Annotated in this window: 16 protein-coding genes and 1 pseudogene; 8 read left to right on the forward strand and 9 right to left on the reverse strand. The window is 73.5% G+C overall.

The genetic code is table 11. The annotated features are described in order from the left end of the window. Nucleotides 1–13: 13 nt before the first annotated feature. From ACFQ8E_RS04600 to ACFQ8E_RS04615, 4 genes and pseudogenes are all read right to left on the reverse strand, one after another. Nucleotides 14–1165, reverse strand: a complete 1152-nt coding sequence (locus ACFQ8E_RS04600) for a Gfo/Idh/MocA family protein (protein ID WP_430549401.1) — start codon at nt 1163–1165, stop codon at nt 14–16. 272 nt (nt 1166–1437) lie between these two features. After that, nucleotides 1438–2541: pseudogene (locus ACFQ8E_RS04605) on the reverse strand (ROK family protein); the annotation flags it as partial. Continuing rightward, nucleotides 2538–3392 (reverse strand): hypothetical protein, encoded by an 855-nt coding sequence (locus ACFQ8E_RS04610; protein ID WP_430549402.1) that lies wholly within the window; start codon nt 3390–3392, stop codon nt 2538–2540. The gene ACFQ8E_RS04610 and the pseudogene ACFQ8E_RS04605, both read right to left, overlap by 4 nt. A gap of 10 nt (nt 3393–3402) precedes the next feature. After that, nucleotides 3403–4944, reverse strand: coding sequence for an alkaline phosphatase D family protein (locus ACFQ8E_RS04615; protein WP_430549403.1), 1542 nt, complete (start codon nt 4942–4944; stop codon nt 3403–3405). A 211-nt stretch (nt 4945–5155) separates the two neighbouring features. Here ACFQ8E_RS04615 and ACFQ8E_RS04620 point away from each other — a divergent pair, with 211 nt between their 5' ends. Further along, the gene (locus ACFQ8E_RS04620) at nt 5156–6490 is read left to right on the forward strand and encodes an MFS transporter (RefSeq protein WP_430549499.1); all 1335 of its coding nucleotides are present in this window, start codon (nt 5156–5158) and stop codon (nt 6488–6490) included. Between the two features lie 258 nt (nt 6491–6748). Next, nucleotides 6749–8326 (forward strand): MDR family MFS transporter, encoded by a 1578-nt coding sequence (locus ACFQ8E_RS04625; RefSeq protein ID WP_430549404.1) that lies wholly within the window; start codon nt 6749–6751, stop codon nt 8324–8326. Nucleotides 8327–8416: 90 nt separating this feature from the next. Here ACFQ8E_RS04625 and ACFQ8E_RS04630 read toward each other — a convergent pair whose 3' ends face one another. Beyond that, nucleotides 8417–9739 (reverse strand): MFS transporter, encoded by a 1323-nt coding sequence (locus ACFQ8E_RS04630; protein WP_430549405.1) that lies wholly within the window; start codon nt 9737–9739, stop codon nt 8417–8419. Nucleotides 9740–9835: 96 nt separating this feature from the next. Then, a complete protein-coding gene (locus tag ACFQ8E_RS04635; protein WP_430549406.1) occupies nt 9836–11332 on the reverse strand; it encodes a CCA tRNA nucleotidyltransferase in 1497 nt (498 codons plus the stop codon). 83 nt (nt 11333–11415) lie between these two features. Between ACFQ8E_RS04635 and ACFQ8E_RS04640 the strand changes: the two genes are divergently transcribed. The 6 genes from ACFQ8E_RS04640 (at nt 11416) to trxA (ending at nt 19893) form a co-directional block, all read left to right on the forward strand. Continuing rightward, nucleotides 11416–12066: an NUDIX hydrolase gene (locus ACFQ8E_RS04640; RefSeq protein WP_430549407.1), complete on the forward strand. Its 651-nt coding sequence runs from the start codon at nt 11416–11418 to the stop codon at nt 12064–12066. A 10-nt stretch (nt 12067–12076) separates the two neighbouring features. Then, nucleotides 12077–14446, forward strand: a complete 2370-nt coding sequence (locus ACFQ8E_RS04645) for a DUF6049 family protein (protein ID WP_430549408.1) — start codon at nt 12077–12079, stop codon at nt 14444–14446. Further along, the gene (gene murJ, locus ACFQ8E_RS04650; protein ID WP_430549409.1) at nt 14443–16287 is read left to right on the forward strand and encodes a murein biosynthesis integral membrane protein MurJ; all 1845 of its coding nucleotides are present in this window, start codon (nt 14443–14445) and stop codon (nt 16285–16287) included. The genes ACFQ8E_RS04645 and murJ overlap by 4 nt, the downstream gene beginning before the upstream one ends. A gap of 148 nt (nt 16288–16435) precedes the next feature. Beyond that, a complete protein-coding gene (locus tag ACFQ8E_RS04655) occupies nt 16436–18370 on the forward strand; it encodes a hypothetical protein (RefSeq protein ID WP_430549410.1) in 1935 nt (644 codons plus the stop codon). Nucleotides 18371–18476: 106 nt separating this feature from the next. Further along, nucleotides 18477–19526: a thioredoxin-disulfide reductase gene (gene trxB, locus ACFQ8E_RS04660; RefSeq protein WP_430549411.1), complete on the forward strand. Its 1050-nt coding sequence runs from the start codon at nt 18477–18479 to the stop codon at nt 19524–19526. Between the two features lie 34 nt (nt 19527–19560). Continuing rightward, the gene (gene trxA / locus ACFQ8E_RS04665; RefSeq protein ID WP_429762817.1) at nt 19561–19893 is read left to right on the forward strand and encodes a thioredoxin; all 333 of its coding nucleotides are present in this window, start codon (nt 19561–19563) and stop codon (nt 19891–19893) included. 2209 nt (nt 19894–22102) lie between these two features. Here trxA and ACFQ8E_RS04670 read toward each other — a convergent pair. The 3 genes from ACFQ8E_RS04670 to rsmG form a co-directional block, all read right to left on the reverse strand. After that, the gene (locus ACFQ8E_RS04670) at nt 22103–23521 is read right to left on the reverse strand and encodes a ParB/RepB/Spo0J family partition protein (protein ID WP_430549412.1); all 1419 of its coding nucleotides are present in this window, start codon (nt 23519–23521) and stop codon (nt 22103–22105) included. A 166-nt stretch (nt 23522–23687) separates the two neighbouring features. Further along, a complete protein-coding gene (locus tag ACFQ8E_RS04675) occupies nt 23688–24755 on the reverse strand; it encodes a ParA family protein (protein WP_430549413.1) in 1068 nt (355 codons plus the stop codon). Nucleotides 24756–24921: 166 nt separating this feature from the next. Next, the gene (gene rsmG / locus ACFQ8E_RS04680) at nt 24922–25521 is read right to left on the reverse strand and encodes a 16S rRNA (guanine(527)-N(7))-methyltransferase RsmG (RefSeq protein ID WP_430549414.1); all 600 of its coding nucleotides are present in this window, start codon (nt 25519–25521) and stop codon (nt 24922–24924) included. Nucleotides 25522–25648: the final 127 nt, after the last annotated feature.

The raw sequence follows: 25648 nt of genomic DNA on the forward strand, positions 1-25648 counted from the left end.
GTTGATGGGTCTCTCAGGTCCGCGGCGTCGGTGCCGCGGGGTCGACGTCGTCGTCGAAGTGGGCCGCGACCTCGGGGGCCACGGGTCGGACACGCTGCGGCGCGGACCCTGCGCGCAGCGAGACGGTGGCGGCGATGCCGGTCGCGACCGCGTCGCGGGCCATCACCGGTGAGGTGGTGATCGGGGCTCCCTCGGCCACGTGCCGCAGGAACTCGTCCACGGTGAGCCGGTCGGCGTCCTGGTGGCCCGGGCCGGCCGCGTCCACCGGGTACTCGACGTCGCCGTGCTCGGACCACGACGTGCGGCGGTTCCACACCCGGACCGAGGCGCCGTCGCCGTCCCCGACGTTCTCGAGGCGGCCGCGGGTGCCGATCACCGTGTAGTTGCGCCAGTAGTCGGGCGTGAAGTGGCACTGCTCGTAGCTCGCGAGCACACCGTTGTCGAGCCGCATGAGCATCATCGACGTGTCCTCGACGTCGACCGTCGGGTGCAGGCCCGTCTGCTCGAGCGGCGGCCAGTTGTCGTAGGAGAACCAGTCGGTCATGAGCTGCCCGGTGCGGTCCGTGCGATCCGTCACGCGCCCGTAGACCTGCAGGTCGCCCATCCCGACGACGTCCCGCGTCGTGGAGCCGGCCAGCCAGTGGATGACGTCGATGTCGTGCACGGCCTTCTGCAGCAGGAGCCCCGTGCTGCGCGCCCGGTCGGCGTGCCAGTCCTTGAAGTAGTAGTCGCCGCCGTTGCCGACGAAGTGCCGGCACCACACGGCCTGCACGTCCCCGATCTCGCCGCGGGCGACGACGTCCCGCATCGTCCGCACGACCGCCATGTGCCGCATGTTGTGGCCCACGTAGAGCTTCGTGCCGGTCTCTGCCGCCGCGGCGAGCACCCGGTCGCAGTCCTGGGTGGTCGTGGCCAGCGGCTTCTCGAGGTAGACGGCGACGCCCGCCCGCAGCAGGTCCTCGGCGACGTCGGCGTGCGTGTCGTCGGGGGTGCAGACGAAGGCCGCGTCGACGCCGTCCGCCGCGCCCGCCGGGCGACCAGCCCGCGGTGGTCGGCCGCGAACGCCGTGCCGGGGCCGAACAGCTCGTGCGCGCGGGCGCGGCCCCCGGGGTCGACGTCGACCGCCTCGACGACGCGGGCCGGGACGCCCGTGCGGCCCACCCACCGTGCCAGCCCGGCGCGCGCGCCGACTCCGACCACCGCGACCCGCAGCGGCTCGCGGACCTCCGCCGCCCGCGGCTCCCCCGGGTCCTCCACGTCGTCCGTGTCGTCCGTGTCGTTCCCCACGGCGACCGACGCCGGGGACGGCGTGGCGGCGGCGAGCGCCTCGGCGAGCGACGCCGCCGGGTCCGCCGCGCTCAGCGGCGGGGCCGCGACGTCGCTGCTGCCGAAGACGTCCCGGGAGCCGACCTCCAGGGCCCGCACGAGCGCGCCGAGGGCGGCGCCGTCCGACGCGAACGCCGACGTCACCAGCGACGCCGCGGCGCGCGGCCGCACGAGCCGGTCGACCTCCTCCTGCAGCGGCACCCGGAGCAGGTCGCCCGCGCGGGACAGACCGCCGCCGAGCACCACGCACTCCGGGTCGGCGACCATCGCGAGCGTCGCGACGCCGGGGGCGACCCGGCGCGCGTACTGCTGGAGCAGGCCGAGCGCCGCGCCGTCGCCCTCCTGGGCGCGCTGGGCGACCTGCTCGGCGCCGCCCGCCTCCTCGATCTCCCGGAGCAGGCTGCCCTCGAGCCAGCCGTCCCAGCCCATCCACTCGAAGTCCCCGACCTCGCCCGCGGCGAACCGGTTCCCGCGGTAGACCTGGCCCCCGAGCACGAGGGCGGCGCCCACGCGGTAGCCCAGCTGCACGAGGACGACGTCGTCGGCGAGCCGGGCCGCCCCCAGCGCGTGCTCGGCCAGGGCTGCCATGTTGATGTCGTTCTCGACGATCACCGGGTGCTCGCCGCCCGTCTTGAGCCGGGCCGCGAGATTGACGCCGGTCCAGTCGGGGATCGGCAGCGAGAGGCGGACCCGCTCGCCGTCCACGATGCCGGGCACCGCCGCTGCCACGGCGGCGACGCGCGACCGCGGCGCCCCGACCACGTCCAGGAGCTCGCGCTGCACGGCACGGGCCGTCTCGAGCCGCTCCACGCCGTCGACCGGGCCGTCCACGGTGCGCCGCACGACGGCGCGGACCTGGCCCGCCAGGTCGGCCAGCATCCCGGTCACGGAGTGCACGCCCAGGTCGAGGCCGACCACGTACCGCGCGTCGGCCGCGAAGGCGTACCGGCGTGCGGGCCGCCCCACCGCGCCCTCCTCCACCCCGGACACCTCGCGGGCCAGGCCGCGCTCGACGAGCTCGGCGACGATCGACTCGACGGTGGGTCGCGACAGGCCGGTGTCCTTCGCGAGCGCGGTCAGCGTCGTCGCCTGGCTGCCCCGCAGCACCTCGATGCAGCTGAGCGTGTTGCGTCGGCGCACGTCCGTGACGTGCCGGTCACCACCGCTGCGGACCATGTCTCCCCGTCCCACTCCCCGTGTTCCTCGAGCCGTCATCGCCGGGCGAACAGGCCGAGGGCGTCCCACGCCACCCAGCCACCCTCGGCGAGGACGAGCTCGAACGTGTTCGCGCCCTCGCGCAGCAGCCCGGCGGGCACCGGGAGCTCGTGGTACGAGCGGACCAGCGCCGTCCCCGGCACGGTGGCGTCCCCCTCGCGCGAGCCGCGCGTCCCGCCCGGGGGCAGGGCGACGTCGGCCAGCGCCGTGCCGTTGACGGCCACCCGGAGCGTGCCGCCCAGGCGGGTCGTGTCGACGAGCCAGAGCGCGAGGTCGTGGTCGGCCGCGGGAGCGGCGGGCAGCGGGAGGCGCCAGCGCGCGGTGTACGCCTTGCGGCCCGCCCAGGCGTCGCCGGGTCCCGGCAGCAGGTAGGGCCAGGCGTCCGCAGGGGTGTCGACGCCCTGCTCGAGCTCGATCACGGCGTCCGGGTAGGCCGCCGGGATCTGCGCGTACCCCGACGGCGCGAAGCGGTGCTCCAGCGTCCGGGCGTCGAAGTCGCCGATCGTCGCGACCGGCAGGCCGGTCCCCACGACGGACGCCACCGAGCTGGCCACGAGCACGTCGCTCGCGCGCGCGGTCCGCCCGGCGTCGGACACCGCGACGACGCGGTAGGTCCAGGTCTCGCCGCGGGGGTCGACGTGGTGCGTGAGCTGCGGGTACACCGTCTTGGCGACGAGGTTGGCCCCGTCCGGCTCGAAGCGGCCGCGGGCTCCCCGGACCGCGTGCACCCGGTAGTGGTCGATGAGCGGCTCGAAGCCGAGCGAGCGCCAGCTCAGCTCGGTGCGGGCGATCGCGGGCTCGGCGCGCAGGCCGGTGACCTGCCTGGGCCGCTGGGACGACGGGACGGGCACGATGCCTCCTTCAGGCTTCGACGAGGCGGGACGTGCCCGCGGGGGTGACGAAACGGGCGAGGACCTCGCGCGGGGCGGTGTCGTCGGCCTCCACCCACGGCACGCAGACGAAGGTCGACGTCATCGCCTGCGGGGTCAGGGTGACCGTCAGGTAGCCGCGCCGGCCGTCGTAGAGCCGCACGTAGTCGTGCTGGAGCCAGTCCGGGGCGTAGTCGTCCGTCGGAGCGCCGTCGCCGTCCGAGGCCACGGACGTGCAGACCAGCTCCACGCCCAGGTTCCCCGCCCCGGGGTCGCCGACGTCCGCGCGCAGCTCGCCGGCGACCGCGTGGTGGATGTCCCCCGAGAGGACGACGACGCCGCTGCTGCGGGCCATCGCGTCGAGCAGCCGCGCCCGCGCCGCGGGGTAGCCGTCCCACTGGTCCGTCCGGTCCTCCGTGACCGGCATGAGCACCATGCCGCTCGCCACGACGTTCCAGACCGCCGGGCTGTCGACCAGGCGCTCCTCCACCCATCGTTCCTGCGCACGGCCGAGCATGGTGCGCGCGGGGTCGGCCTGCTCCTCGGCGGTCTCCGGGACGGGGTCGCGGTGCTGCCGGGTGTCCAGCAGGGAGAACCTCGCCAGGCGGCCCACGTCGAAGCCCGTGGTGATGTCCGAGCCGGGGCCGTCGGGCAGCGCCTCGAGGTCCACCGGCAGGTGCTCGTAGAACGCCCGGTAGGCCACGGCCACGCGGTGCGCGAAGATCTCGTCGGGCAGGCCGTAGGCGGAGCGACCGCCCACGTAGTTGTTCTGCACCTCGTGGTCGTCCCAGATCGCCACGGCCGGGACGCGCGCGTGCAGCGCCTGCAGGTGCGGGTCGCTCTTGGTGAGGGCGTACCGCAGCCGGTACTGCTCCAGGGTCTGCACCTCGGCGGCGTGCTCCGGCGCGACCGACACCCCCTGACGCCACAGGTTCGCCGCCGTGATCCCGTACTCGTAGACGTAGTCGCCCCCGAAGACCACCAGGTCGAGCCCGGGCTCTGCCGCGAGGTGCCGGTGCGCCGTGAAGTGGCCGTGGTACCAGGCCTGGCACGAGACGACGCCCACCGTGAACGTGTCCGGGACGGCGGGGGCGGCCGGCAGCGTGCGGAAGCGCCCCACGGTGCTCGCGGTGGTGCCCGAGCGGAACCGGTAGAAGTACTCGGTCCCCGGTCGCAGGCCGGTGACCTTGGGGTGCACCGAGTGCGCCAGCTCCGGCTGCGCGAGCGCGTGCCCGCGCCGCACGACGTGCTCGAGGTCCGGGTCGGTCGCGACCTCCCAGTGCACGCCGTAGCTCCGCAGCGGCATGCCTGCGTGCCCGTCGGGGGCCAGCGGGTCGCGGGTGAGGCGCGTCCACAGCACCATCGAGTCCGGGCGCGGCGAGCCGCTCGCGACCCCCAGACCGAACGAGCCGTCCGACGGCGACGCCGCCCCGGCCGTCTCCGGTGCGCTGATGCCGAGCGCCAGCGTGGCGGCGCCGAGGCCACCCGCGCGGAGCACCTCCCGACGGCTGAGGGTGGGGGTCGTGCGAGGCATACGCCCTCCTGTCCGGACGCGACGTGACCTGGAGCACATCGTCGTGGAGTTATGAAAGGTACCTTTGTAAGTAGGCCTCGACAAGAGGTGTCACGGCGAAAGCTTTCCGTCGTCCGGTTGCAGAACTCACGAGCCGGCCGCGCGGGCCATCGGGGGGACCGCCCCCGGGAGGCGCGGTACGGCGAACGCCTAGGCTGTGGGCGTGGGAGCGATGAGCGAGACCTGGCACGAGCTGCGCGCGCTGCTGCGGCTGGAGGGCTTCCGCAAGCTCTTCACCGTCCGGCTGGTCTCGCAGGCCGGCGACGGCATGTTCCAGGTGGGCCTGGCGTCCCTGCTGTTCTTCTCCCCCGAGTCGCAGGGCACGGCGGCGGCCATCGCCGGCGCGTTCGCCGTCATGCTCGCGCCGTTCACGATCGTCGGCCCCTTCGCGGGCGTGCTGCTCGACCGGTGGCAACGCCGCCAGGTGCTGGTGTGGGGCAACGCGGTGCGCGTGGTCCTCACGCTCGCGATGGCGGGCGTCATGCTGGCCGGCGGCGTCGGCTGGGCCATCTACGCGATCGGCCTGGCCGCCCTGTCGGTCAACCGCTTCCTCCTCGCCGGGCTGTCCGCGGGCCTGCCGCGCGTCGTCGACGGCCCGCTGCTGCTCACCGCCAACTCGCTGTCCCCCACGCTCGGCGCGGGCGCGGCGTTCGTCGGCGGCGGCATCGGCTTCGTCCTCGGCCTGGCGTTCGAGCCCGGCCGGGTCAAGGACTCGTCCGCCCTCGTGTGCGCGGCGCTCGTCTTCGGCGTCGCGTCCCTGCTCGCCACCCGCCTGCGGCGCACCCAGCTCGGCCCCGAGCGGCCGGCGGAGGCCGACCTGCGGGGCGAGATCGCCAAGGTCGCCCGTGGGCTCGCCGACGGCGCCCGCTACCTCGTCGCGCGCCGCACTCCCGGCCAGGCGCTGCTCGCCATGGCCGTGCACCGCTTCCTCTACGGCGTCGTGTTCATCGCGTCGATCCTCATCTCGCGCAACCTGCTGGACCCCGGCAGCCAGAGCGCCGGGATGGCGACCTTCGCCGTCGTCATCGGCCTCACGGGCGTGGGCGGCGCCGTCGCGATGGTGCTGACGCCCACGCTCTCGCGCCGCACCGGACCGCAGGGCTGGATCGCCGTCATGCTGCTGCTCGCGGCCGCCAGCCAGCTGCTCCTCGTCACGACGCCGGAGCGCGCGGTCGTGTACTCCGGCGCCGCGCTGCTCGGCCTCGCGGCGCAGGGCACCAAGATCGCCGTCGACACGATCGTCCAGCGCGACGCCGAGGACGAGTTCCGCGGCCGCGCCTTCGCCTTCTACGACGTGCTCTACAACGCCGCGTTCGTCGGCGCCGCCGCCCTCGCCGCCTTCACCCTGCCGGACACCGGCTGGTCCCGCGGCGTCTTCGTCGGCCTCGCCGTCGCGTACGTCCTCGCCGCGCTGCTCATGGCGACGCGCGGCGCCCGCACCCCGGCACCGGTGCCGCCCCGTGTCCGCCGGGCCGGTGGCGCCGAGGACGCCGCCGCGCGCGCCTGACGCCCGCCCGCACGCCGCGCACGACCCCGCCCTGAGCGACCGACGAGTTCCGACCGGAAATCAGGTCGTCACGGGAAGCGGGAATATCGCAGGATGGTTCGTGGTCGTACACAGTACGGTCTCGCCCGTCCGGCGACCGCTCCGAGGGTGACCGTCCCCCGGGACCACGACCGACCACGACGACGTGCCGCGCCCACCGGCGTCGGCTCTCACCTGCCCTCCGCCGGGTTCCCCGGCACGACGCGAGCGGAGCACAGCGTGCCAGCCCCCCGACAGACCGACCCCACCGTCACACCCGACGCGCAGACCCCGGAGGCCACCCTGACGACTCCCGCCACCGCTCCCGGCACCGCCGACACGACCGCGCCGTCGCACGGCATCGTCATCGACGAGGCCGTGCCCCAGCGCCTCACGCGCCAGCAGTTCACCGTCATCGCGCTGCTCCTGGGCTCCGCGTTCGTCGTCATCCTCAACGAGACGACGATGAGCGTGGCCCTCGCCCCGCTCATGACCGACCTGGGCATCACCGCGAGCACCGGACAGTGGCTCACCACCGCGTTCATGCTCACGATGTCGGTGATCATCCCGGCGACCGGGTTCCTGCTGCAGCGCCTCGGCACGCGCGGCGCCTACCTCCTCGCGATGTCGCTGTTCAGCGCGGGCACGCTCCTCGCGGCGCTCTCCCCCGGCTTCGGCTGGCTGCTGGGCGGTCGCATCGTGCAGGCGTCGGGCACCGCGATCATGATGCCGCTGCTCATGACCACGATCATGACGGTCGTGCCCCCGGCGATCCGCGGCAAGGTGATGGGCAACATCTCCATCGTCATGGCGGCCGCCCCGGCGCTCGGCCCGGCCATCTCGGGCATCATCCTCGACGCGCTGAGCTGGCGCTGGGTCTTCGGCATCGTGCTCCCGATCGCCGTGCTCGCCCTGGTCATGGGCTTCCTGTACGTCCGGGACGTGGCCGACCGTACACACTCGCGCCTCGACCCGCTGTCGCTGTTCCTCGCCGCGGTCGCGTTCGGCGGCCTCGTGTACGGCCTGTCCAGCATCGGCGAGGCCGCGCGGCACGCGCCGCCCGTCGCGCCGTGGATCCCGATCGTCGTCGGTCTGCTGGTGCTGGGTGCGTTCGTGTGGCGCCAGCTCCTCCTGGCCCGAGACGACCGCGCGCTGCTCGACCTGAGCGTGTTCCGGTTCCGCGGGTTCTCGGTCGGCCTCGCCATCATGGCGGTCGGCATGCTCGCCATGTTCGGCTCGCTCATCCTGCTGCCGCTGTTCCTGCAGGACGCGATGGGCCTCGAGCCGCTGGCCACCGGCCTCGTCGTGCTCCCCGGCGGCCTGCTCATGGGTCTGCTCGGACCGACGGTCGGCCGCCTGTACGACCGGGTGGGCCCGCGCCCGCTGGTCACGCCCGGCCTGGTCGTCGTGACCATCGCGCTCGCCCTGTTCACGCAGGTGCACGCGGACTCGTCGCCCTGGTACATCCTGGCGCTGCACGTGACGCTCAGCCTCGGCCTGGCGTTCATGTTCACGCCGCTGTTCACCTCGGCGCTGTCGTCGCTCACCCCGCCCCTGTACTCGCACGGGTCGGCCGCCATCGGCACGGTCCAGCAGCTCGCCGGGGCCGCCGGCACCGCGATGTTCGTCGCGGTCATGACCACGCGGTCGGTCGCACTCATGGAGGACGGCGCGACGGCGCAGGTCGCGCTCGCCGAGGGCGTCGGCGACGCGTTCGTCTGGGGCGCGGCGATCATGCTCGTCGCGGTGGGGCTGTCGCTCCTGCTGCGCCGCGTGCCCGCCTCGCCCGAGGGCGAGGGTGCGCCGGCGGCGCACTGACCGGTCGGCCCCGTCACGGGCCGGGAGCGCCGCCGCGGGCGGTCACCGTCGCACGACGGTGGCCGCCCGTCGTCGTCCCCACGCCCGTCGTCAGGGCGCCGCGGCCGGGGAGGCGACGTCGTCCCGCGCCGCGACCTTGAACGCGGGCGCCAGCGCGATCACGCCGAGCGCCAGCAGCGCGGGGACGGCGAACGCGAGCCGCATGCTCAGCAGCTCGGCCACACCTCCGATCAGCCCCGCGCCCACGACGAACCCCACGTAGTTGAAGAGGTTCACGCGCGCGACGGCGATCCCCGTCCCGTCGGGGTCGAGGCGCCCCGCCACGGAGAACGACAGCGGCACCACGACGCTCAGGCCGAGCCCGGTCAGCCCGAAGCCGACGACGGCGACCCACGGCCCCGGTGCCAGCGTCACGGCGGCGAGCCCCGCCGCCCCGACGACCCCGCCGACGGCCACCGGCACCACCGGCCCGAACCGGTTGACCTGCCGGTCCGCCGCGAGCCGCCCCAGGAGCTGGCAGCCCAGGTACGCGGCGAGGCCCAGCGGCGCGACGTTCGCCGCCGCTCCCAGCGCGTCCTGGATGTACTTGGTGGACCAGTTCGACGTCGCCGAGTCGGCGACGTACACGATCGTCACCGCGAGGCCGACCAGGACCAGCGGCCCCCACGGCGGGCGGGCGGCGCGCGACGCGCCGGCGTCCTGCCGCGGGGCGACGGCGGCGGGCTGCTCCGGCAGCACCAGTCCCGGCACCGCCTGCCGCTCGGCGGGGCGGGGTGCGCCGCCACCGGACGCCGCCGTCGCGACGAGGTCGACGGCCACGCCGACCGCGGCGACGAGCCCGAGCCCGGCGGCGAGCGACCAGCCCAGCGAGTGCGCCAGCACGGCCGCCAGGGACCCGAGGATGCCGCCCACGCTCCACGCGCCGTGGAACGAGTTGAGCAGGCTGCGGCCGTACCGCTGCTCGACCTCCACGCCCTGCATGTTCATGCTCGCGTCGACCAGGCCGAGCAGGAGACCCACCGCCGCGACCACCGGGTAGAGGACCGTGACGGTCGGCGCCAGGCCCGCGCCCATGACGGCGAGCGCCACCAGCGGCCCGCACACGTGCAGCAGCCGGGCGCTGCCCACCCGCGGGGCCAGCGCGCCGGCGAGCACGCTGCCGACGCCGGCCACGACCGGGACCAGCAGCAGGATCAGCGTCAGCGTGCCGTCCGAGATGCCGAGGTCGTGCTGCAGCGTCGGCACCTGGGCGAGCAGGCCGGCGAAGCACATGCCCTGCACCAGGTAGAACGCCGTGACCACGAGGCGCGCTCGCCGGTCGGCGGCGTCGCCGCCCGCTCCGCCCCCTGCGCCGATCGGGGCGCCGACGGCCCCGCCGGACGCACCACCCGACGTCGTCCCGGACCCGCTCATGCCCAGCCTCCGCTCGTCGCGCTCCGGGGGCTCGTCGTCGGGCCCGCGCGCAAGCGTGAGGATAGACCCGTCGCGGGCCGGTGAGGGAGGGGTCGGTCAGGCCTCGCGGCCCGCCCACCAGGTGCGCAGCTCCTGCTCCGCGCGCTCCGCGCCGAGCGGCCCGTGCTCCATCCGCAGGGCGAGCAGGTGCTTGTACGCCTGCCCGACGACGGGCCCGGGCGCGACGCCGAGGACCGCCATGATCTGCGATCCGTCCAGGTCCGGGCGGATCGCGTCGATCTCCTCCTGCTCGCGCAGGACCGCGATGCGTTGCTCGAGGTCGGAGTACGAGTCGGCGAGACGCTGCGCCTTGCGCTTGTTCCTCGTGGTGGAGTCGGCGCGGGTCAGCCGGTGCAGGCGCTCCAGCAGCGGGCCCGCGTCGGTGACGTACCGGCGCACCGCGGAGTCCGTCCACTGCCCGTCGCCGTAGCCGTGGAAGCGGAGGTGCAGCTCGACGAGCCGCGCCACGTCCTTGACCACCTGCTTCTCGTACTTGAGCGCGCGCAGCCGCTTGGCCACCAGCTTCGCGCCGACCACCTCGTGGTGGTGGAAGCTCACGCCGCCGCCGGGCTCGAAGCGGCGCGTGGCCGGCTTGCCGACGTCGTGCAGCAGGGAGGCGAGGCGCAGCACGAGGTCGGGCGCGGGGACCGGGCCGTCCGGGCCGGTCTCCTGGGCGATCGCCTGCTCCAGCACGGTGAGCGAGTGCTGGTAGACGTCCTTGTGGCGGTGGTGCTCGTCGATCTCCAGGCGCAGCGCGGGCAGCTCGGGCAGCACGTGGTCGGCCAGCCCCGTGTCGACCAGCACCTCGAGGCCGGTGCGGGGGCGGTCGCTCAGGAGCAGCTTGGAGATCTCGGCCTGCACGCGCTCCGCCGAGACGATGTCGATCCGGCCCGCCATGTCGACGATCGCCTGGCGGGTCGCGGGCTCGACCTCGAACCCGAGCTGGCCGGCGAACCGCGCCGCGCGCATCATGCGCAGCGGGTCGTCGTCGAACGACCGCTCCGGCGCGATCGGGGTGCGCAGCACCCCGCGCGCCAGGTCGGACAGCCCGTCGAACGGGTCGACGAACGTGAGCTCCGGCAGCCGCACCGCCATCGCGTTCACCGTGAAGTCGCGCCGCGACAGGTCGCCGTCGAGCGTGTCCCCGAACGCCACCACCGGCTTGCGGGAGGCGGGGTCGTACTCGTCGCTGCGGTAGGTCGTGACCTCGACGACGACGTCGCCCGACGCGGACCCGGATCCCGAACCTCCCCCGGTGCGCGCGAACCGCCGCGCCCCGATCGTGCCGAACTCCTTGCCGATGTCCCAGTGGGCGTCGCCCCAGCGGGCCAGCAGGGCCTGCGTCTCGTCGGGCGACGCGGAGGTCGCGAAGTCCAGGTCGTTGCTCGCGCGGCCGAGGAAGGCGTCGCGGACGGGCCCGCCGACCAGCGCGAGCTCGTGCCCGGCGGCGCGGAACACCTCGCCCAGCTCGACCGCCGCGGGGGCCATCTCGGTCAGCACGGCGAGGGCGCGGCGCAGCAGCGCGGCGGGGGCCGGGGGTTCAGGGGTCGACACGGCGTCCCATCCTCCCAGATCCCGGGCGTCGGCGCCCCGGAGACTGGGCCGGCGGGGCGTCTCCACTCGGTAGGGTGGGGCGCATGTCATCCCCGGCCCCGGTTCCCGGCCCGCGGCGCCGGCGCCCGGCCGCGCCGGTCCCCGTGCCACCGGGAGGACACCCGCTCAAGGTCGACCCCGCGCGACTCTCCGGCCCGCGCGGCACCGCGACACCCGCCGTCGTGGGCGTCGCCCCGTCGGGCACGACGACGCACCTGCCGGTCCACGAGGAGACGTCGGCGGGAGGGCTCGTCGTCCAGGTCGCCGCCGGCGGTCCCGAGGCCGCCGTCATCGTGCGGCGCAACCGCGGCGGGCGCCTCGAGTGGTGCCTGCCCAAGGGGCACCTCGAGGGCGAGGAGACGCCGGAGCAGGCGGCCGTCCGCGAGATCCACGAGGAGACGGGCATCCTCGGCACGATCCGTACCCGCCTGGGCGTCATCGACTACTGGTTCAGCGGCGAGGACCACCGCGTCCACAAGGTGGTGCACCACTTCCTCCTGCGCGCGGAGGGCGGCATCATCACGGCGGAGGGCGATCCCGACGGCGAGGCGGAGGACGCCCTCTGGGTACCGGTCGAGCAGCTGACGGAGCGGCTCTCCTATCCCAACGAGCAGCGGCTCGCCGTCGTCGCGCAGCAGGTGCTGCGCCGCACGCCCGAGGTGCTCGGGCACCCCGGCCTCGGAGCTGTCGAGTGAGGCCCGCCGCGTGACCACCTCCCGACCCTCGGGTGCCGGCGCCGCACCCCCGCCCGCCCGCCCGGCCCGCCGCCACCGCGCGCCCTTCCTGCCCGCGCTGGCCGTGCTCGCCGTGCTCGCCGGGCTGCTCCTGACGGGTGCGCTGGTCGCGCTCCCCGGCACGTCGGCGTCGGCCCTCACCTCGCCGTCCCTCCTGCCCGCCGCCCGCGACGGGAAGGCGACGGTCGAGCTCGTGGGCTCCGCGCCCACGCTCGCCTCGCCCGGCTCCACCGTGACGCTCACCCTCCAGGTCACCAACGGCACCGACGTGGTGCTCGACGGCGCCGGGCTCGACCTCGGCGTCTCGTGGCGGCCCCTCACCTCGCGCGAGAGCCTGTCGGCCTGGGCCCAGGACGACGGCACCAGCACCGCAGGACCTCCCCAGGTCGACGAGACCGTCGAACGCCTCGCACCCGGGGACACCGCGCAGGTGACGATGGAGCTCGACGTCGACTCCCTCGGCCTCAGCGCGGAGAACCCCTGGGGGCCCCGGGAGATGTCCGTCGCGCTGACCCGCGGCGGGTCCACGCTCGACGTCGTCCACACCTTCCTGCTGTTCGCGCCGGAGGGCGACGCGCCCGACCCTGTCTCGGTGAGCGTCGCCGCGCCCGTCACGGGCCCCGCCGTCGACCCGCTCGACCCGGACGGCTACGACCTGGAGCTCGGCACCGCCACCGCGACCGGCGGACGGCTGGCCCGGCTGCTCGACGCCGCGGCCGTCAGCGGCACGTCACCCGGGTTGTCGCTCGCGGTCGACCCGGCCCTCGTCGCCGCGGCCGCCGCCTCCGGCGACGGGGACTCCCAGGCGTGGGCCACGCGGCTCACCGGAGCCCCTGTCACCGGCGACGACGCCGACACCTCGGCGAGCCTGACGAGCACCATCGGCACCGGGAGCACCACGGCGACCGGTGAACCCAGCGACGTCGCCGTGCTGCCCGGCTACGACCCCGACCTCGCGGCGGTCGCGCACGCCGACCCGACCCGGGCGGACGTCGCGGCCGCGACCGGCGGGGAGGCCGCGCTCGGGGCGGCCTGGCAGCGGCCGGAGGGCTGGGACCTCACCGTCGCGTGGCCGGAGGGCCGGCCCGACGCCGCCACCCTCGCCGCCGGCCGCGACGCGCCCGTCGACCAGGTGGTGGTGGCCGACGGCCTCGCCCCCGCCGACGGAGCCGCCGCCTCCGCACGCACCGCCGTGGACACGTCGTCGGGCAAGGTGCCCGCGCTGGTCGCCGACGACGGGCTGTCGTCCGCGTTCGCCTCCCTCACCGACGGTGACGACGCCCCGTCCGCCGCGGAGGCGTCCACCCGCGTGCTGGCCGACGCCGCGCTCGTCGCGCTCCAGCAGCAGGACTCCGGGCAGCAGGACCTGCACCTGCTCGCCGCCCTGCCCCGGGACTGGTCCCCCGACCCCGCCCTGGTGGGCACGGTGCTCGGCGCCCTCCACGACGCGTCGTGGGCCGACGTCGTGCCGCTGTCCGAGACCGTCGCCGCCCCCGCCTCCCGCGTGCCGCGCGACGAGCCCGCACGGGGCGAGCGGGCCGGTCGGTCGAAGGGCGAGCTGGCGCCCTCCTCCGTCCGCCGGCTCCTCGACTCCCACCGCGACCTCGCCGCGTTCTCGACCGTGGCCAGCGACCCCGTCGAGCTGAGCGGCGACGCCGACCAGGCGCTCGTCGCCCCGCTCGCCGTCGCCGCACGCACGGAGCGCGACGCCCGTGAGCGCGCCGTCGACCTCGCCGTGGAGCAGTCCGACGCCCTCCAGCAGGGCATCAGCGTCGCCGACCGGTCCAACGTGACGCTCGTCAGCGACACCGGCAAGCTGCCCGTGACCGTCTCGAACGAGCTGCCCGTGGACGCCACCGTCACGGTGGTGCTGCGGCCCGACGCGTCCCGGCTGGTCGTCGAGTCCCGTCCGACGGTCGTCGTCCCCGCCGGCACGTCGTCCAACGTGCACGTCCCCGTGCGCGCCATCGGCTCCGGCGACGTCAACCTGCAGGTCGAGGTGCTCGCGCCGAGCGGCACGGTCGTCGCCGGGCCCACGAGCTTCTCGCTCCGCGTCCGCGCGGGGTGGGAGACCGCGGGCACCGCCGTCGTCGCCGCCCTGGTCGCTCTCCTCTTCATCGGGGGCATCTGGCGTACGGTGCGTCGGGGGCGGTCCTCGGCCCGGACCACGGACGAGGGCGTCGCGGACGCCGCCGCCGACCCCCAGGGGCCCGACACCGCCGCACCCGAGGACAGTCCGCCACGCGACCCGCACGACGACGACCCGACCGACCCGGGCGGCGGCGGGATCCCCGCCGCCCGCACGCCGCCCGCCCAGGCCACGGAGACCGACCCCTCATGACTTCGACGTCCGCCTTCCCCGACGACAGCCGGCCCGACCTGCCCGGCGAGGGCGACGCCACCGACCCCGGGTCGCCGACCGGCGCCGCGGGCACGAGCTGGCACCCGGTCGGCGACCCCGCCGCCGGCCGCACCGGCCAGGATGGTGCGAGCACCGAGAGCACGGACAGCGCCGACGGAATCACCGACGACGGGGGCGCCGACGCCGTGCGGCGCACCAGCCTCGGCCGCGGCTCCGTGATCATGACGCTGGGCACGGTCGCCTCCCGCGCCTCCGGCCTCATCCGCGCGATGCTGCTCGTGGCCTGTGTCGGTGCGATGGGCACCGTGGCCAACGCGTTCGATATCGCGAACAAGCTGCCGAACATGCTGTTCGCGCTCATCTCCGCCGGTGTGCTCCAGGCCGTGCTCATCCCGCAGATCCTGCGCGCGATGAACGCCCGCAACGCCCGCGAGCGGCTCGACAAGCTCCTCACCCTGTCCGGCCTGGGCTTGCTGCTGCTCACGGCGGTGCTGGTCGTCGCGGCCCCGCTCATCATCTGGCTGTCGACGCTCAGCGGGGCCTGGGACGCCGACTCGCGCCACCTCGCCGTCGTGTTCGCGTACTGGTGCATCCCTCAGGTCTTCTTCTACGGCCTCTACATGCTGCTGGGCCAGGTGCTCAACGCGCAGGGGCGCTTCGGCGCCTACGGCATCGCCCCGGTCGCGAACAACGTCGTCTCCCTGATCGGCTTCGGTGCCTTCATCGCGGTGTGGGGCACCGCCCCGTCTCTCGGCATCTCCGACCTGTCGACCTGGTCGACGGCGCAGACGGCGGTGCTCGCCGGCACGGCGACACTCGGCATCGCGGCCCAGGCCCTGGTGCTCGTGTTCGCGCTGCGACGCACTGGCTTCCGCTGGAGATTCCGGTTCGGCCTGCGGGGCATCGGTCTGCGTGCGGCTGGGACGGTCGTCGGCTGGACCATCGGCGCCGTCGTGCTGGAGCAGGTGGGCGTCCTGTTCCTCACCAACATCCTCGGCGCGGCCGGGCAGAGCAGCACGGACCCCGACGTGGTCTTCGCCGGCAACGCCGCCTACACCAACGCGATGACGATCTACCTGCTGCCGCACTCGCTCGTCGTCGTCTCCATCGTCACCGTGCTCTTCCCCCGCATGACGGCGGCCGTCCAGGCCGGCGACCTGCCCGGGGTGCGTCGCGACATGTCGCTCGGGATGCGGTCCGCGGGCGTCTTCTCGGTGTTCTCCGCGGCCGCGCTCATCGTCCTTGCCGTCCCGCTGACGGCGTCCCTCCTGCCGACCCTCGACGCCGAGGGGGTCGGCGCAGTGGCGCCGATCATCCAGGCGATGTCGATCGGCATCATCGCCCTCGGCGCGACGGTGCTGGTCCGGCGCATGTACTTCGCGTTCGAGGACGGCCGCTCGATCTTCGGCATCCAGGTCATCGCGACCGTCTCGATGGTCGTTGTCCTGTGGGGCGCGACCCGCCTGCTGCCGCCCCAGTGGTGGGCCGTCGCCGCCGGAGGCGCGTACGCGCTGTCCACGTGGATCTCGCTGCTGCTGCGCGTGCGCGGCATGCGCCGCAAGCTGCAGGGCATGGACGGCCGGCGGGTCCTGCAGCTCTACGTCCGCGCGCTGGTCGGCGCGCTGATCGCCGCCCTCCTGGGCTGGCTGACCGTCCGCCTCCTCGACGGCTACGACGTCAGCTCGTGGGGCCACTCCGTGCTGGTCACGGCCGTCGCCGGGATCGTGATGGTGGTCGGCTACGTGCTCGCGCTCAAGGTCCTCCACGTGCGCGAGCTCGATGACGCGCTGGCCCCCGTCCTCCGGCGGCTCAAGCGATGACGACGGTCGCGTGCCCGGCTCGCGCGGGTTCCGTGAGGGCCCTGCGGGCACGCCCGCAGGGCGCGACCTCGCGGCCACCGGGCCGCCCGTACCATGGTCCGATGGACCGGAGGACCCTCTCCCCCCGCACCCCCACCGAGGAGCACAGGTGAGCACCGCCCATCCCGGGACCGTCATGGTCGATCGCTATCGGCTCGTACAGCTCGCTGCCACCGACCTCGCAGCAGCCGAGGCGTGGGAAGCGCACGACCAGATCCTGGACCGTCCCGTCCGGGTGACGTTCGTCGACGGCCCGTACGCGTCGGCGGCGCTCGACGCCGCGCGCCGGGCCGCGCTCGTCGCCGACCCGCGGCTCTCCCGCGTGCTCGACGTCGGCAGCACCGACCTCGGCGCGGGCCAGCGCAGCTACATCATCTCCGAGCCCTATCGGGGCTCGTCGCTCACGGAGGTCGTCTCCGGGGGCCTGGTCGACGCCCAGCAGGCTCGTGCCGTCGTCGGCGAGGCCGCCGCGGCGCTCGAGGCCGCCGGGCAGCGCGGCGTGCACCACCTGGCGCTGCGGCCCGAGGCCGTGCGGGTGGACGGCCACCGCGTCGTCGTCACCGGGCTCGGCATCGACGCCGCGCTCGCCGGCGTCGACGGCGGTCGGGATCACATCACGGGCGCCGGCGCGGCGGCCGCGGACGCACGCGACCTCGTCGCCCTCGCCTACTACGCGCTCACGGCCCGGTGGCCGGGCGACTCGCTCGACGAGCCGTGGATCGCTCCCGACGCCGTGCGCCCGCTGCCCGCGCAGCGGGACGAGCACGGCGTGGTCCCGGTGTCGACGCTGGTGCCGCACGTCGACCCCGAGCTCGACTCCCTGGTGCGCCGCACCTTCGGTTCCGACTCCCCCGACGCCCCCACCACGCCCGGCGACGTCGTCGCCGCGCTGGCGCCCTGGGGCGAGGTGTCCGTCGTCGCGGCGCTCCCGCAGTTCGTGCAGCCGTCGACCGAGCCGCCGGTGCGGTCCTCCGTCATGGGCGCGGTCGGGACGGGCGCCGCCCTGCCGGGCACGCCCCCGCCGGCCCCGCCCGTCCGCCGGCCGGCCAGCGGCCGCATCGCCCGCTCCGCGGCCGTCGGTGGTGCCGCGGGCGCGGCTGCCGCTGCGGCCGTGCCGGCGCAGTCCACGCAGGCGATCCCGCCGGTCGCGGCGCCTACCGCGGCTCAGGCTCCCGTCCCGCCCGTGCAGGCAACGGCCGCGATGGCCCCCGTCCCGCAGCAGCCCGCGCCGGCGCAGCAGCCCGTGGCGGCGTACGGCGCCGCGCCCGCGGCGGCCTACGGCAACCAGGCGTACCCCACGGCACAGGGTGCCCCGGTCCAGCAGCAGACCGCGCACGCCCCCGTCCCTCCGCCGCCCGGTGGCGGTGAGCCCCGCACCGATACCGGCGGCTTCGCGTCGTCGCCGGCTCCCAAGCGCCGTGGTGTGAACCCGACGCCGATCGTGCTCGGCCTCGTCGTCGTGCTCGTGCTCGCGGGCGCCCTGTGGGCCGTGTCGAAGGTGATGTCGCCGTCGCCTCCGCCGGTGGCCGCATCGCCGGTCAACACCGAGGACGCGGGCGGCGGCGCAGCGGCCGAGGAGCCCACGGACGAAGAGTCCAGCGAGGCGTCGGAGACGCCGGAGGTCCGCCCCGTCATCCAGTCCGGCGACCAGCTCGACCCCGAGGGTGACGGCCAGCACCCCGAGGCCGTGGACCTCGCGTACGACGGCGACCCGTCCACCTTCTGGTACACGATGTACTTCAACACCCCGGACTTCGCCGGCCTGCGCTCCGGCCTCGGCTACGTCGTCGAGCTCGAGGATGCCGCACCGGTCACCTCCATCACCCTGAACACCAACTCCGAGGGTGGGCGCGTCGAGATCCGCGCCACGTCGCGGGACAAGCCGACCGACGGCCCGGTGCTCGCCGAGGGCTCGTTCAGCTCCGAGACGAAGCTCGACCTCAAGGAGGAGACCGTGGCGGACTCCTTCGTCATCTGGATCACGGAGCTGCCGAGCACGAACGGCAAGAACTACCTGGAGCTCAACGAGATCGTCCTCTCGTGACCGTTCCCGGGCGACGCCTGTCGCCCGGGAACACCACACCCCGTCGGGGTGTTGAGGGCGATGGCGCCTCAGGACGCGAAAGACCACCAGACGAGCAGGAGAGAACGTGACCGATCAGCCGACCAACACCACCGGTGAGGCCACCGTGCACGACATCGTCATCGTGGGCTCGGGCCCGGCCGGCTACACGGCGGCCGTGTACGCCGCGCGGGCTGGTCTGGCACCCGTCGTCATCGCGGGGTCCGTCACCGCCGGTGGTGCGCTCATGAACACCACCGAGGTGGAGAACTTCCCCGGCTTCCCCGCCGGCATCCAGGGGCCGGACCTCATGGAGGCCATGCGCGAGCAGGCCGAGAAGTTCGGTGCCCGCGTGCTGTGGGACGACGCCGAGCAGGTGGAGCTCACCGGCGACGTGAAGACGGTCGTCACCGGCGGTGGCGAGACGTTCAAGGCGCGCGCCGTCATCCTCGCGACGGGCTCCGCGTACCGCGAGCTCGGCCTGCCCGAGGAGAAGCAGCTCTCCGGCCGCGGCGTCTCGTGGTGCGCCACCTGCGACGGGTTCTTCTTCCGCGACCAGCACATCGCCGTCGTCGGCGGCGGAGACTCCGCGATGGAGGAGGCGACCTTCCTCACGCGCTTCGCCTCGAAGGTGACGATCGTGCACCGTCGCGACTCGCTCCGCGCCTCGAAGATCATGGCCGACCGGGCCCAGGCCGACCCGAAGATCGAGTTCGCCTGGAACAGCGAGGTCGCCGGTATCTCCGGCGAGGACAAGGTCGCCGGCCTTACGCTGCGTGACACCGTCACGGGCGAGGAGCGCCAGCTCGACACCACGGGCCTGTTCGTCGCGATCGGTCACGACCCCCGCACCGACCTGGTCAAGGGCCAGATCGACCTCGACGACGAGGGCTACATCCTCGTCGAGGGCCGCTCCACGCGGACCAACCTGCCGGGCGTCTTCGCCTGCGGCGACGCCGTGGACCACACCTACCGCCAGGCGATCACCGCGGCCGGCTCGGGTTGCGCCGCCGCGCTCGACGCGCAGGCCTACCTCACCGAGGTGGCCGACGCCGAGGGCGAGCAGTCCCTCGCCGGCACCCCTGCCGTGCCCAACCCCGACGGTCTCCCCGCCGCGCTCGACTCCGTCGCCGGCTGACCCCTTTCCCCCACCGATCCCGAAGGAGCGAACCATGGCTACAGTCGCCGTCACCGACGACACGTTCAAGGCCGAGGTACTCGAGTCCGACGTCCCCGTCCTCGTCGACTTCTGGGCGACCTGGTGCGGCCCGTGCCGCATGGTGGCCCCGATCCTCGAGGAGCTCTCGGACGAGTACGAGGGCAAGATCAAGATCGTGAAGCTGGACACCGACGCCAACCAGGCCACCACGATGGCCTACGGCATCACGTCGATCCCGACGCTCAACGTCTACTCCGGCGGCGAGCTCGTGAAGTCCGTGATCGGTGCGCGCCCGAAGCGCGCTCTGCAGGAGGAGATCGAGGCGGTCCTCGCGCCGAGCGCCTGATCAGCTCAACGAAGGCCGCCCGTGTTTCACGTGAAACAGGGGCGGCCTTCGTCATGCCCGGCTGGATGTGCTCGGGCGGCCGGGCACGAACACCGCCGCTCGGCCCGCCGTCCCTGACGGCTCGGCCACCCCGGAGCTGACGGTTCCCGTCCGGGGTCGCGCCGGCCCCGACCACCGCAATCCTGTCAGCAGGCTACGGCACCCATCGGCCACTCCTCGTCGCGGGCGCCGTCGTCGATCCGCGCGGGACACCGCGACAGACGGTGATCGGTGCCGAGTCCTTGCCAGCTCTGCCCGCGAACGCGAACTCCCGCTCCCCGAGCGCTCGTCCGCCCACACGGGCGGACCATGCCGGTGTCTCCAGCTCGTGCCCTGAGCCGACTGGTCCGCCGGCCGCCGACCCTGTTCCAGCCGATCGCCCGTGTCCGACGACCAGTCGTAGGACTGCGTGACCGACTGGGTCGGCCATCACGGCGGCGCCGGTCCGACGCGTCTGCCCGGAATCCGGCTGTATGACGGGATAGCGACGATGCTCCCCGAGGCCTGGACGAGTCGGTAGACCGTCGCCGGTCGCACCAGAGTCGTGAGCGCCGAAGTCGCCCGGGCAGTCTGTGCACGAGCGGACCTGACGTTGCACGGGTCGTGCCCGCCACGAGGTCCCGCGGCTTCATCACGACGACGCCTTGTCCCGTCCGCTGCGACGCCGCCCGCCGCCATCGTCTCCACGGTCCGACCCGCACGGATGATCGGAGCCGGTGGGCCCGGCCCTTCCGCACCCGCACATCTCTTCAGTTCCTCGTTCAGGTCGACCCAAGCTGTCGGATCGTCGCCGCCGTCTCGGCGTCATGATCCCGGGAGTCAGAGATCCCGCGACTCGCCTCTGACCTCCCGATCGGATGACGTCGCCGATACTCCGAACCGACCTCCGGGCCGGTGCGGACGTCCGGGTTCGTCCGCCCACCGCGGTCGGCTCCGTCGCACGGCGTACCGACGCTGTGCCGCGGCCAGCCCCGTGACCTGCGCCGATCCGACGTCTGCTTGCGCACGGCAACGGAGGATGATCGAGCTCGCAGGCACATGGCCCGTCCGCCCCTTCGTGGTCACCTGCGGATGAACAGCAGGTACGGATGGCATGCCCGCGGTCCCGACTCCACGCGCCGGCGTCCCTGCCTCGCCCGCTGGGGCCTCCCGCCCACGTGCCGACTGTGGTTGCTGAAGCGCACCAGGGAGGAGCCAGTACGCGTGCTCATGTCACCCGCACGACTCCACGGCTGGGGTTCGCGTGAAACTTCGAGGACGCGTCTGAGTGGGAGGCCCGAGCGTTTCCTCATGGACCCCGCGGCCAATCGGTGCTGGTGCCGTCAATGTTTCACGTGGAACGGCCCGCGCAGTCTGCGGTTGCCGCCAGGCCGTGCGGGCCCAGCCAGGGCGGTCGCCGCCCCCTCCGCACTCGTCAAGGCATCAGGGTGTGTTCAACCTCGTCCCGGCACTCACCAGGAAGCGGCCTGACAGACACCCGTGCGCTCCCCCGCGGACCTATGGTTCCATGGACCGCTCCGCCTCGAGAGCCTGTTCCGGGACTGCGCGCGTTCGACCAGGTCGTGCGGCGCTCTTCGGACTCCGATGCGATGCCGACCCTTGGTATGCCGGAGCGCCGGAGCCCTTCCGGCCACCTGGGTCCCACGAGCCTCGAGACCGGGAGATCGCTGCGCTGCGGACGCGTGCCCTCCGGAACGAGACCGGAACCCAGCTTCGCGTGCGGGATGTCGACGCAGGTCAGCTCCCCGAACCCCTGGCATCGACGCGCGCCACCGGGCGTCGATCGACTCCGCCCGCTTCAGAGAACGGTGCGCACCGTCGACGCTACACCGTCGGACCGCAGCGTCTACTCCGCCCAGGTCATCGTGGATGCGGGGCACGACCTGGACCGTCGGATCCGGCCAGCACCGGACACGCTCCGCCACGACACCGTACGGCCGCCGGTGGGCTCTGCCTGGCCCGCGTTTCACGTGAAACATGACGGCGTGGCCCGCTCGCACCATCACCGGTGAACGAGGAACACGCTCCGCACGCGCGGGGCGCGCGTCCCCGGTTCTCGGCCCCTACCCCCTTGGCCCCTGGACGACGAGTTCGCGGACCCTCGTTCTCCGCGACGCAGAACGGGCATCGCTCCTCAGGAGGAGCGATGCCCGTCCGCTGCTGCCGAGTGTCAGGCGGGTCCCGACCGCAGGAGGCCCGGGTCCTCGGGCGCCATCACTCCCAGGATCCTGTTCAGATCCTCGACCGAGGCGAACTCCACGGTCAGGCGGCCCTTCGTCTTCCCGATGCTTACCTTGACGCGGGTCTCGAACCGATCCGCCAGTCGCGTCGCGAGCTCGTCCATCGCCTCGCTGCGCTGACCCGCGCGCGGTGCACGTCGGCCCGGCACATCGGTGTTACCGCTGGTCAGGAGCGTGACGATCTCCTCCGTCGCTCGGACAGAGAGCCCCTCGGAGACGATGCGCTGAGCGAGCCGCTCGATCTCTGCCCCATCGCTGAGCGAGAGAAGGGCGCGCGCATGACCTGCCGAGAGAACCCCCGCGGCGACCCGGCGCTGGACCAGGGGCGGCAGCTTCAGGAGACGAAGAGTGTTCGAGATCTGCGGACGAGACCTCGCGATCCGCGTCGCCAGCTCCTCGTGGGTGCACCCGAAGTCGTCCAGCAGCTGGCGGTAGGCGGCTGCCTCCTCCAGTGGATTCAGCGCCGCGCGGTGGAGGTTCTCCAGGAGCGCGTCCCGCAACATGTCACTGTCATCGGTCTCACGCACGATCGCCGGGATCGTGTCGAGGCCTGCAGCCTGGCTCGCACGCCACCGTCGCTCACCCATGATGAGCTCGTACTGGTCCGGGTCGGAGGCGTCAGGACGCACCACGATCGGCTGAAGAACGCCGATCTCCGAGATCGACGCCACCAGTTCGTCGAGGTCGCCGTCGTCGAAGACGGTTCGCGGCTGCCAGGTGTTGGGACGGATCGACTCGACGGAGATCTCTGCAAACCGGGCCCCCGGAACCGGCTTGAGTTCCGTTTCACGTGAAACGGGAGCAGCGAGCTCATCGTCCGCGCCTGACGCGTCCTCCCTCGCAGGCTGTTCCGGAGCACTCCCCGCCCCATCAAAGGGCCCGTGGTCCGACGACGAGTCAGGTGTCTCGTCCACGTCCGGGAACTCGATGCTCGTGATCAGCCCCAGCGACAGACCGTCAGCGCCCAGCGACTCCTCCGCCACACGCTCGGCGTCCGACCCACCTTCACCCGTCGGGGCGACCGGCTCGTCGGTCAGAACCGAGGTAGGGGCACCCGAACCTCCGGCGCCGGGCCCCTTCGCCTGCGGTTCGCCACCCGTTCGGATGCTCAGCCGACCGCCCGCGATCGCGGAGTCCCACGAGGCGGAGCGCCGCGAAGGACGGCCTGCGTCCTCGCCGTTCTCGCCAGCAGGACGGTCCGCGCCGACCGTGGAGACCGTGCTGCTGCTCTCCGTCGAGTCGCGACCCTCGCCCGCAGGGAAGAAGACGTCGACGGGACGGTCGCCCTCGGGCCCGGACGGGATCAGCGCGCCGAGCCCGCGCCCCAGGCCACGCTTCTTCTGACTCATGCTCCAGCCTCCTGAACCATCCGGCTCCCCGCTCCCCTGTTCGTCCTGAAGTTTCCGCCCCGCCTCCGCACCGACGAGGAACCTTCGCCAGCCCCACCACGGGCCGCGAGATCGAGCACGTTCACCACCGCACGCGCCAGCGACGGGGTCGCGGCAGAACCCGGCTTCATCGCAGGTCAGAGCGCTGCGGCGCGCGCTCGGCGAGCTCTCGGGCGGCCTCGAGGTAGGCCAAGGATCCCGTCGAACCCGGATCGTAGGTCATGACCGTCTGCGCGTGGCTCGGGGCCTCGGAGATGCGGACCGAGCGCGGGACGGTCGTTCTGAGCGTCTGGTCGGGGAAGTGCTCGCGCACCTCCGCCGCGACCTGTTGTGCCAGGTTCGTCCGGCCGTCATACATCGTGAGGAGGATCGTCGAGACACGAAGCTCGGGGTTCAGGTGCGCCTTGATCAGTTCGATCGTCTTGAGGAGCTGGCTGAGCCCTTCGAGCGCGTAGTACTCGCACTGGATCGGGATCAGCACTTCGCGCCCCACGACGAACGCGTTCACCGTGAGCAGGCCGAGGCTCGGGGGGCAGTCCACCAGCACGTAGTCGATCTGCTCCTCGCCTCGCTCCTCCCGCTCAGACAGGTACGCGTCGAGCGCCCGCCGCAGACGTGTTTCACGTGAAACGAGAGAGACGAGCTCGATCTCGGCCCCGGAGAGATCGATGGTTGCCGGCACCCCATAGAGACCGGGAACCGACGGGCACTCCTGGACCGTGTTGGCGAGCGGTTCATCCTCGACGAGTACCTCGTAGATCGACGGCGTCCCGGCACGATGCTCCAGCCCGAGCGCCGTGGAGGCGTTCCCCTGGGGGTCGTTGTCGATCACCAGCACCTTCAGTCCCGACTGGGCCAGGCCGGCGGCAATGTTCACCGTCGTCGTGGTCTTGCCGACGCCACCCTTCTGGTTCGCCACCGTGATGATCCGGGTACGAGCGGGGCGGGGGAACTGCCGACCCTGCAGCTCGATCCGGCGCCGCGCGTCGATGGCGAGCTGCGCTGCGAGGGGGGTGGACTCGTCGGCCTCAGGAACCGAGGCGACGAGCGCCGCCCTATGGCCGTCGATCACAGGAGGAAGTCCTCCCTGGGCCCACGACAGGGCGGGCACGGTTTCACGTGAAACGTGCGGATCAGCCGTCGCGGTCCCATCGTTCTGCGGGACGTCGTCGACGTGCTCCGTACTCGTGCTCACGTGCCACTCCTCCGGTTCGTCACAGGGACTTGCACCCGAGTCGCGGCACGTACGACGCCACGGCCCGGTGCTCCGCGCTCACTCTACGGCCTCACCGACGTCCGGACGGGTCAAAACTCCGGCCCGTGGACAGGCAGAGCGTCCACGGGCCGAGGACCAACGACAGTCAGGAGCGCCGCACGCGGAGGATCGTCGTGGGTTCGACGTTGTCGACCGTGCGGCCCTCGAGGATCTCCGGTTCAGCAGTCTTGAAGGACCGCAGCACCTTGCGCGCCGGCTCGATCTCTCGCTCGACGTTGCGGCCCTTCAGCACGACCATCGCACCGCCCTTCCGAACGAGCGGAAGGCTCATCCGCGCGAGCTTGCTCAGAGCCGCCACCGCGCGCGATGTCACGACGTCCACCTCGAAGGCGCCGTGGTACTCCTCCGCGCGACCCCGCTTCACCTGCACGTTCTCCAGGCCCAGGCTCTCGACGCACTCCTGCAACCACGCCGTCCGACGCTCCATCGGCTCGATGAGATGAACCTCGACGTCCGGGCGTTGGATCGCCAGCACGATCCCCGGCAGACCCGCTCCCGATCCGATGTCCGCCACCGAACGCGTGTCGCCGAGATAGGGAGTGACGGCGGCCGAGTTCAGAATGTGCCGCTCCCACAGCCGTGCGACCTCTCGTGGACCGATCAGGCCGCGCAGCTCGCCCTCGTCCCTCAGGCTCGCGGCGTACTGCGCCACCAGCTCGTACCGGTCCCCGAAGTACGCGCGCACAGCGTCGCTCCGACCGAGCTCGGCGTCATCGTCGCCCGTCGGGGCCTGTGTCTCGTCGCTCACGATCTCTCCCTTGCACTGCCACCACATGCCGAGAGCCCGTCGTTTCACGTGAAACAACGGGCTC

This window comes from Isoptericola sp. NPDC056573 (assembly GCF_042793335.1).
GTDB lineage: Bacteria > Actinomycetota > Actinomycetes > Actinomycetales > Cellulomonadaceae > Isoptericola.

What these genes read in the sequence shown, in the direction of transcription:
- ACFQ8E_RS04615 (WP_430549403.1), bottom strand. Translation starts at nt 4,944, where the DNA reads ATGCCTCGCACGACCCCCACCCTCAGCCGTCGGGAGGTGCTCCGCGCG.
- ACFQ8E_RS04620 (WP_430549499.1), top strand. Translation starts at nt 5,156, where the DNA reads ATGAGCGAGACCTGGCACGAGCTGCGCGCGCTGCTGCGGCTGGAGGGC.
- ACFQ8E_RS04630 (WP_430549405.1), bottom strand. Translation starts at nt 9,739, where the DNA reads ATGAGCGGGTCCGGGACGACGTCGGGTGGTGCGTCCGGCGGGGCCGTC.
- ACFQ8E_RS04640 (WP_430549407.1), top strand. Translation starts at nt 11,416, where the DNA reads ATGTCATCCCCGGCCCCGGTTCCCGGCCCGCGGCGCCGGCGCCCGGCC.
- murJ (WP_430549409.1), top strand. Translation starts at nt 14,443, where the DNA reads ATGACTTCGACGTCCGCCTTCCCCGACGACAGCCGGCCCGACCTGCCC.
- trxA (WP_429762817.1), top strand. Translation starts at nt 19,561, where the DNA reads ATGGCTACAGTCGCCGTCACCGACGACACGTTCAAGGCCGAGGTACTC.
- ACFQ8E_RS04670 (WP_430549412.1), bottom strand. Translation starts at nt 23,521, where the DNA reads ATGAGTCAGAAGAAGCGTGGCCTGGGGCGCGGGCTCGGCGCGCTGATC.